Below are 7,292 nucleotides of genomic sequence, written 5' to 3' on the forward strand. Positions count from 1 at the left end.
CAGCGCTTGCGCCGCGTGGGACGATCCGCGCCATGGCGGCGGGGTCACGACGACAGCGCGAAGAGACGGCGCGGCAACGCGCGCGCCTGACCGGCGCGGTCGGCTTCGCCGCGGCGGCGGCGCTCCCGATCGTCCTCTGGCACCACACGATCTCCGCGATCGCCTCGGAGTTCCACCTCGACGCCCGCTACCTGATCACCGGTTGGGCGCCGTGGGCGCTGATGGCCCTCGGCCTGCTGTGTCTGGCGATCGCCGCCATCATGGACTGGCGCACCCGCGACCATCGCTTCTACCGTCCCGGCTCGGGCGCCTTGGTCGGCTGGGGCGTCTCGCTCTACCTGCTCGGCTTCGCGCTGGCGACCCAGGTCGCCCAGATCGCCGACTCGCTGGGCCGCTCGTAGACTGCCCGCCACATGTCGCGCTTCGCCGAACCACAGGACCCGGCCTTCCGGGAGCTGAACACGTCGCTGGGCTTCGACCAGCGGCTGTGGCCCCATGACATCGCGCAATCACGAGCGCACGCCAAGATGCTCGCGGCGCAGGGGATCATCGGCGCCGACGACCGCGACGCGATCCTCGCCGGCCTCGATCAGGTCGAGGGCGAGCTGCGCGACGGCACGTTCCCGTTCGAGCCCGACGACGAGGACATCCACATGGCCGTCGAGCGGCGGCTGACGGCGATCGCCGGGCGCTCCGGCGGCACCCTGCACACCGCCCGCTCGCGCAACGACCAGGTCGTCACCGACGTCGCGCTCTTCACGCGCGAGGCTGCGCGCAGCGCCCAGGCGCAGCTCACCGCCTACATGTCGGCGCTCGTCGACGCCGCCGAGCGCCACCTCGACTGGGCACTGCCCGGCTACACCCACCTGCAGCGCGCGCAGCCGATCTACCTCTCCCACCACCTCCTCGCGTGGTTCTGGATGGCCGCGCGCGACCGCGAGCGCTTCGCCGCCGTCGAGGCCGCCTGCGGCGTCATGCCGCTCGGCGCCGGCGCGCTGGCCGGCGTGAACTTCGACACCGACCGCCGCATGGTCGCCGCCGAGCTGGGCTTCACCAGCGTCTCGCCGAACTCGGTCGACGCGGTCGCCAACCGCGACTTCATCCTGGACTACCTCAGCGCCGCCGCGACCTGCGCCACGCACCTCTCGCGCCTGGGCGCCGAGATCGTGCTGTGGTCCTCGAGCGAGTTCGGGTTCCTGGTCCTGCCGGATGCCTGGTCGTCGGGCTCGTCGATCATGCCCCAGAAGAAGAACCCCGACGCCGGCGAGCTCTTGCGCGCGAAGGCGCCGCGGATCGTCGGCCACCTGCAGGCGCTGCACGGCGTGATGCACGCCCTGCCGTTGACCTACAACAAGGATCTGCAGGAGGACAAGGAGCATCTGTTCGACTCCGTCGACACGCTGCGCCTCTGCCTTGCGGCCGCCACCGGGATGGTCGCCGGCGCCCGTTTCGACCGCGAGCGCATGAGCGCGGCGGCCAGCGACGAGCTGATCGCCGCGACCGACCTCGCCGACCTGCTGGTCAAGCAGGGCACGCCGTTTCGCGAGTCCCACGGCGTCATCGCCGGCCTCGTGCGCGAGTCGGTGGAGAGCGGGCGCTCCCTGGCTGATGTCGCGGTGCCCGCGCTCGGCGAGGAGGCCCGCGCGGTGCTGGCGCAGTCCTCGTGGCTGGAATCCAAGGCGTCTGAGGGCGGGACGGCGCTTCCGCGCGTGCGCGAGCAGCTCGAGCTGGCTCGCGCGCTGCTGTCCGCATAGCCGTGGCGCTCGCGCCGTCCTTCTATGACCGCCCGGTGGTGGAGGTCGCGCAGGACCTGGTCGGCTGCGTCTTGGAGCACGACGGCCGCGCCGGCGTGATCGTCGAGACCGAGGCCTACCACCACTCCGAGCCGGCCTCCCACGCCTACGTCGGGTTGACGGCTCGGACATCCGTGCTCTTCAACGATCCCGGCAAGGCCTACATCTACCGCTCCTACGGGATCCACGCGCTGCTCAACGCGGTCTGCGAGCACCGCGAGGTCGGTGCCGCCGTCCTGATCCGCGCGCTGGAGCCGACCGAGGGCATCGCACGGATGCACGCGCTCCGCGGCGTCGCCAAGGAGGTCGAGCTCTGCAACGGCCCGGGCAAGCTGACCCAGGCGCTGGGGATCGACCTCGACCTCAACAACACCAACCTGTTCGAGGGCCCGATCCTGATCCATCCCCGCGAAGACGGCTGGAAGGACCCCAAGCTGATCGCCGGGCCGCGGATCGGGATCACCAAGGCGGTCGAGCTGCCGTGGCGGTTCTCTGCCGCGGGCAACGGGTACGTCTCGCGCCCCATCCCGAAGACGTTTTCCGCGCCACCTCGCCGCGCCTGACGGCCGCCGACGGAGCTTGAAGGGCTGGCGCCCTCCGGCGCTCGCCGTCGACCGTCAGCCACGACGATCCGGGGCGGAGAACGCCTTCGGCGCGTCTAACCGGCCGGTGCGTCGGCTCCGCCCGTGCCGCCGCTCGGGCCCGCTGGCGCGGGCGTTGGCGTCGCCGGGGTCGTTTGCGCCGGGGGTGTCGTGGTCTTCGGCGTCGTCTGCGCCGGCGGCGCGGTCGTCTTCGGCGTTGTCGTCACCGGTGGCGCCGTGCCGCTCGCGTCGGTGCCGCCCGTCCCCGCGCCCTCCGGCGCCGCGCCCTCGCGCGGCACGGCCGTCGGCGCGGCCTGCGTCGTCGACGGAACCGACGTGGTCGCCTCCAGCGGCGGCAGGCCCTTGGCGGCCCGCTCCTCGTTCTTGCGGTCGTCGATGATCTTGTTGGCCGCGACCACGAAGTCGTGCCAGATCATCGCCGGGAAGGTGCCGCCGGTGACCGCCGAGCCACGGAACTCGGTCAGCATCGGCTTCAAGGTGGTGGGGTAGCCGACCCACACCGCGATCGTCCAGCGCGGGGTGAAGCCCACGAACCAGGCGTCGCCGGAGTTCTCGGTGGTACCGGTCTTGCCGGCCGCGAAGCCCCCGTACTGCGCGCGCGTCGCGGTCCCGTACTTGACGGGCCCCGTCAGCAGCTGCGTCTCCTCGGCGGCGAGCTTGGCCGACAGGATCCGCTTGGTCTTGGGCTTGTTGCGCTTGACGACGTCCTCGGGGTCGTTGCGCTTGGTGATCAGGTGGATGCCGACCGGACCATCCTTGCTCGTGCCGAGCGTCCCGCTGATGCGCTTGCCACCCGAGGCGAAGGTCTCGTAGGCGTGGGCCATGTCCAGCGGCGTCACGCCCTCGCGCAGACCGCCGAGCGTCATCGCGAGGTTCGAGGAGACCGGCGTCCTGATGCCCATCCGCTCGGCGAGGTTGGCCACCTTCTTGGTCCCGACCTGGATGCCGAGCGCGGCGAAGACCGAGTTGTCGGAGAACGTCAACGCGTTGGCGACCGTCGACTGGCCGGCGTACTCGTTCTCGAAGTTGTTGACGACGAACATCTCGCTGCTGCCCTTGTGCACCCGGAAAAAGCGCTTGCGCGACGGGTAGACGGCGCCAGGCCCGATGCCCTGGCGCAGCGCCTCGGCCAAGATGAAGGGCTTGATCGAGGAGCCCGGCTGGCGCTGGCCCTGGGTGGCCAGGTTGAACGGCGCCTTGTCGTAGTCGCGGCCGCCGACCATCGCGCGGACCTCACCGGTCTTGTTGTCGATCGCCACGACCGAGGCGGTGGGCCCACCGCTCCACGACAAGTAGTTGTTGACCGCCTGTTGCGCCGCCTTCTGCAGGTCGACGTCGAGCGTCGTCTGGACCTTGAGGTCGCCCTCGAACGCCCGCTGCGGTCCGACCTGGTCGACCAGGCTCTGGCGCACCCACGACACGAAGTACTCCGAGCCCTTGAGGGTGTCGACGTGCGCCGGTGTGATCGCCGCGTACAGCGGCTCGTGGATCGCGTCGTCATAGACCGGGCCCGAGATGCGCTGCTGGTCGAGCATCTTCTTGAGCACCATGTTGCGCCGGTCCGTGGCGGCACCCGGATGCGCGACGGGGTCGAAGCGGCTGGGGGAGGCGATGATCGCCGCCAGCAGCGCCGACTCGGCCGGCGTGAGCTGCGCGGCGCACATCGTGTAGCCGGGCGTGCCACAACCCTGGTGGTTGGGATCGGCGCTGAAGTACGTGCGCGCCGCCGCCTCGATGCCATAGGCGCCGTTGCCGAAGTACACCGTGTTGAGGTACTCGGTGAGGATCCGCTCCTTGGACCACTTGCGCGTCAGGTGGTAGGCCATCGCGGCCTCGCGGAGCTTCTCGAAGACCGTGCGCTTGGACTGCGCCTGGAGCGCGTTCTTGACGAACTGCTGGGCGATCGTGGAGCCGCCTTGCGCCTGACGACGCTGCACCACGTCCTGGAAGAACGCGCGGCCGATGCCGCGCAGGTCGACGCCGGAGTTCTCGTAGAAGCGCTGGTCCTCGACGGCGATGACGGCGTACTTGGCGTAGGCGCCGATCTGGTCGCCGATGACGATGATCCGGCCCTGGTTGGAGGTCAGCGTCGTCAGGCGCGTGCCGCGGATGTCGGTCAGGACCGAGTTCTTGCGCTTGGCGACCTGCGGCAGCTGCTCGAGCGCCGGCAGGTCGGAGGCGACGGCCATCATCATCCCGAAGATGGTTGAGACCACGGCCAGCACCGCGAGCGGCACGAGGATCGCGAGCAGCCGCAGCTTCTTGACCTTCGTCTTGCGACGCGGCGGCTGGGAGGCGGGTGGGCCTGAGCTTGGATCAGGCACGGGCGCGAGATGCGGTGCGTTTGGGTCGCTCATACGGCGCGGCGCCTCGGCGGGATGGCGCGAGGCAGGAGGTCGCGGGGCTGGCGGCTGCTGCCCCGCAAACGGCTCTGGACTCTAGCATTGGGCCTTCATGGCCCCGCCGTCAGAGATCGCCTCCGCGCTGCTGCGCAACGCCCATCAGTCGCTGCCGGAGGGCGGCCTGGCGCGCAAGCTCGAGGTGGCCGAGAAGGAGGGCCGCCAGCTGCGGGTCAAGCTGGGGTTGGACCCGACGGCACCCGACATCCACCTCGGCCACACGGTGGTGTTGCAGAAGCTCCGCGAGTTCCAGGACCTCGGCCACCGCGTGGTCCTGATCGTCGGCGACTACACCGCGCGCGTGGGGGACCCCAGCGGGCGCTCGACGACGCGCCCGGTCCTGAGCGGCGCCGAGATCGACGCCAACGCCGAGACCTACCGCCAGCAGGCGTTCACCGTGCTGCGCGACGATCCCGAACTGCTGGAGGTCCGCCGCAACGGCGAGTGGCTGGACATGCGCGCGGAAGAGCTCTTCCGGCTCGCGCGCGTGGCGACCGTGGCGCAGATCCTCGAGCGCGACGACTTCGCCAAGCGCTTCGCCGCCCAACAGCCGATCTCGGTCCTGGAGACGTTGTACCCGCTGCTGCAGGGCTATGACTCGGTGGCGATCACCGCCGACGTCGAGCTCGGCGGGACCGACCAGACCTTCAACCTGCTGCTGGGCCGCGACGTCCAGCGTGCCTACGGCCAGCCCGAGCAGACGATCCTGACGATGCCGATCCTGCCCGGGATCGACGGCGTCGAGAAGATGTCGAAGTCGCTGGGCAACCACGTGGGCGTCACCGAGGACCCCGACGAGCAGTTCGGCAAGACGATGCGGCTGCCCGACGACGCGATGGCGTCGTGGTACACGCTGCTGGCCGTGCCGCGCCCGCCGGAGGGCACCGGGCCGCGCGACGCCAAGCGCGCGCTGGCGCGGGGTATCGTCGCGCGCTTTCACGGCGAGGATGCGGCGGCCGCGGCCGAGCAGCACTTCGATCGCCTGTTCGTCAGCCACGAGGCGCCCGATGAGGTCGACGAGCACGCCTTCAGCGCCGAGAACGGGGCGGTGCACCTGCCCGCGCTCATCGCCGATGCGTTCGGGCGCTCGCGCTCGGATGCTCGCCGGCTCTTGGCCCAGGGTGGGGTCAAGCTCGATGGCGAGGCGCTGGGGGAGGGCGATGTCGACATCGCCCCGGACCGCCTGGACGGCCACGTGCTGCAGGTCGGAAAGCGCCACTTCCGTCGGCTGCGGCTCGCCTGATCCGGCTGCGGCTCGGGCCCTCGGGTTCGAACCGGACACGGTGTCGGAATCGTCACGTCGCGAGGCTCGGGGTCGGGCACCATCGCGGTGGCGCGGCTGGACCGGTTGGCCCTTGCGTCGCGGCCGGCGGGGCGGATAGCCTTTGCTCGCAAGGGATCGCCGGGCATGGCGATCGCCTGCGTGTTGCCGTGGCGCCCCCGCACGACGTGGCGCATCGGACTGTGCATATACTTCTGCGCAGCGGGGCACGGACGCCGGTCTGACCGGAGCCCGCACCCGCGGTCGAACGGTGCTAAACTGCTCGACCCCGCTCCTAGAGCTTCGGCTCGGCGGAGCGTCCTTTCGAAGGTATCCCCTTCCCGACAGGGCGCGACGGTCTTTGAAAACTCAACAGCATGCGCGCCTTTCGACTCAGTCGGGTCGAGGGTGCGCGTCCAGGTTCGACCCCTCGGTCCCGTTTACGGGGCGCGAGGGTCTGAAAAAGAATCCCGTCATCCCTCGGTACGAGACGTGTATTGCTCGTGCCATATGAGGTTTGACAGCTCTTCGTAATCCGGTGCGCCTTCGGGTGTGCCGGTGTGTAGGAAACTTCACGGAGAGTTTGATCCTGGCTCAGGACGAACGCTGGCGGCGTGCTTAACACATGCAAGTGGAGCGACGAACCCGAGCTTGCTCGGGGGCAAAGCCGCGAACGGGTGAGTAACACGTGGGTAATCTGCCCTGTTGATTGGGACAACCCCGGGAAACCGGGGCTAATACCAAATGTGCTCACATCTACATCAGTAGGAGTGAGGAAAGGAGGCTTCGGCTTCCGCAACGGGATGAGCCCGCGGCCCATTAGCTTGTTGGTGGGGTAATGGCCTACCAAGGCGACGATCGGTAGCTGGTCTGAGAGGATGGTCAGCCACACGGGGACTGAGATACGGCCCCGACTCCTACGGGAGGCAGCAGCTAGGAATCTTGGGAATGGGCGAAAGCCTGACCCAGCAACGCCGCGTGGGTGATGAAGGCCCTCGGGTCGTAAAGCCCTTTTCCCAGGGAAGATAATGACGGTACCTGGGGAATCAGCCCCGGCTAACTACGTGCCAGCAGCCGCGGTAATACGTAGGGGGCAAGCGTTGTCCGGATTTATTGGGCGTAAAGCGCTCGCAGGTGGTTCGTTGCGTCGTGCGTGAAAGACCCCGGCTCAACTGGGGAGTGTCGTGCGATACGGGCGAACTGGAGGCCAGTAGGGGGATGCGGAATTCCGGGTGTA

General features: G+C 69.4%; 5 protein-coding genes and 1 rRNA gene. 5 read left to right on the plus strand and 1 reads right to left on the minus strand.

Going from position 1 to position 7,292, the window contains the following annotated elements:
- Positions 1 to 32: 32 nt before the first annotated feature.
- From VGO10_RS20155 to VGO10_RS20165, 3 genes are read left to right on the plus strand one after another with little or no spacing between them, the layout of a single operon-like run.
- Entirely contained in the window at positions 33 to 401 is a 369-nt protein-coding gene (locus VGO10_RS20155) for a hypothetical protein (protein ID WP_327471793.1), read from the plus strand.
- Between the two features lie 12 nt (positions 402 to 413).
- Positions 414 to 1,754, plus strand: coding sequence for an argininosuccinate lyase (argH, locus tag VGO10_RS20160; protein ID WP_327471794.1), 1,341 nt, complete (start codon positions 414 to 416; stop codon positions 1,752 to 1,754).
- 2 nt (positions 1,755 to 1,756) lie between these two features.
- Positions 1,757 to 2,356 carry a DNA-3-methyladenine glycosylase gene (locus VGO10_RS20165; RefSeq protein WP_327471795.1) on the plus strand — a complete coding sequence of 200 codons (600 nt, stop codon included), beginning with the start codon at positions 1,757 to 1,759 and terminating at the stop codon, positions 2,354 to 2,356.
- Positions 2,357 to 2,451: 95 nt separating this feature from the next.
- Here the strand turns inward: VGO10_RS20165 and VGO10_RS20170 are convergent, their stop codons facing one another.
- On the minus strand, positions 2,452 to 4,719 hold the full coding sequence (locus VGO10_RS20170) for a transglycosylase domain-containing protein (RefSeq protein WP_327471796.1): 2,268 nt from the start codon (positions 4,717 to 4,719) through the stop codon (positions 2,452 to 2,454).
- Positions 4,720 to 4,849: 130 nt separating this feature from the next.
- Between VGO10_RS20170 and tyrS the strand changes: the two genes are divergently transcribed.
- On the plus strand, positions 4,850 to 6,037 hold the full coding sequence (tyrS, locus tag VGO10_RS20175; RefSeq protein ID WP_327471797.1) for a tyrosine--tRNA ligase: 1,188 nt from the start codon (positions 4,850 to 4,852) through the stop codon (positions 6,035 to 6,037).
- A gap of 589 nt (positions 6,038 to 6,626) precedes the next feature.
- Positions 6,627 to 7,292: ribosomal RNA gene (locus VGO10_RS20180) — 16S ribosomal RNA — on the plus strand; the annotation flags it as partial.

Origin of the sequence: Baekduia sp. (genome assembly GCF_035996765.1) — a bacterium.
Lineage (GTDB): Bacteria > Actinomycetota > Thermoleophilia > Solirubrobacterales > Solirubrobacteraceae > Baekduia.

Excerpts from the sequence above, each read along its gene's own strand:
- tyrS (WP_327471797.1), top strand. The coding sequence starts at position 4,850 with ATGGCCCCGCCGTCAGAGATCGCCTCCGCGCTGCTGCGCAACGCCCAT.
- VGO10_RS20155 (WP_327471793.1), top strand. The coding sequence starts at position 33 with ATGGCGGCGGGGTCACGACGACAGCGCGAAGAGACGGCGCGGCAACGC.
- argH (WP_327471794.1), top strand. The coding sequence starts at position 414 with ATGTCGCGCTTCGCCGAACCACAGGACCCGGCCTTCCGGGAGCTGAAC.